General features: G+C 47.2%; 2 tRNA genes. Both read right to left on the bottom strand.

Annotation, left to right across the window (positions count from 1 at the left end):
* Positions 1–94: 94 nt before the first annotated feature.
* Positions 95–170 (bottom strand) — tRNA-Ala (locus RN22_RS22190).
* 33 nt (positions 171–203) lie between these two features.
* Positions 204–280: transfer RNA gene (locus RN22_RS22185), tRNA-Ile, on the bottom strand.
* Between the last annotated feature and the right edge of the window lie 129 nt (positions 281–409).

Here is a 409-nt window from a genome sequence, read left to right as displayed (position 1 = left end):
TCCAGATTTTTAAAGAGCATGTGATGTGTTCTAGTGAACAACCACTTTTTAAGAACACTTAGCACTCTCTGTGTAGAGAAGTGTGCTTAAAGAGTGGTGGAGCTATGCGGGATCGAACCGCAGACCTCTTGAATGCAAATCAAGCGCTCTCCCAGCTGAGCTATAGCCCCACATCGATACTTAGTGCCACCAACCGAATCGATTGGTGGGTCTGAGTGGACTTGAACCACCGACCTCACCCTTATCAGGGGTGCGCTCTAACCACCTGAGCTACAGACCCATTTCTGTTTCTTTGGATTTGAACCACCGACCTCACCCTCTTTGACCAAGGGATTGGGGTGCTAACCACCAAAGCAACAAACACATCTAAGTATGTTCTTTATCTTTTTGACCGTAGCAATCTGTGTGG

The sequence above is a fragment of the Grimontia sp. AD028 genome, assembly GCF_000973155.1.
Taxonomy (GTDB): Bacteria; Pseudomonadota; Gammaproteobacteria; order Enterobacterales; family Vibrionaceae; genus Enterovibrio; species Enterovibrio indicus.
This window is presented reverse-complemented; position numbering and strand designations above follow the sequence as displayed.